The sequence below is a fragment of the Vibrio sp. 10N.222.55.C6 genome, assembly GCF_041473395.1.
In the GTDB taxonomy this organism is placed as follows: Bacteria; Pseudomonadota; Gammaproteobacteria; order Enterobacterales; family Vibrionaceae; genus Vibrio; species Vibrio crassostreae_C.
The window spans coordinates 1-375 of sequence record NZ_JBFRSD010000171.1 but is presented as its reverse complement, the minus strand read 5'-3'; the positions used below and the strand labels follow the sequence as shown (position 1 = coordinate 375).

1 pseudogene is annotated in these 375 nt (G+C 40.5%); it reads right to left on the bottom strand.

From position 1 onward, the window contains the following. Positions 1-323 (bottom strand): annotated as a pseudogene (locus AB4486_RS23095) (alpha-mannosidase); the annotation flags it as partial. Positions 324-375 lie beyond the last annotated feature (52 nt).

Below are 375 nucleotides of genomic sequence, written 5' to 3'. Positions count from 1 at the left end.
ATATGCATACCGTATTTAAGATTACGAATGATCGACTCACCCGCCACATTATAGGTATCGGTCTGTGTATACCAAGGTCCTATAAATAGCTTCTTATCAGAAACGAGTTGTGCCAAGCGATCACGCATGTGCGGCAGGACTTTAAGATAATCCTCAACGATAGATGATTGACCATCTAAGTGATAACAACTGTACTCAGGCTGAGTTTCCAACGTTTCGATAACTTTAGTGAAGTTATACGTAGCCAAAACGTCACTGTCTTGCTGAGTAAAATACCACTCACGATCCCAGTGCGTATGTGGAATTACATGAATTTTAGCCATTGATTTATCTCGACTTATCTAAATTTTCAATTGAGGGGAAGCGGTCACTTCC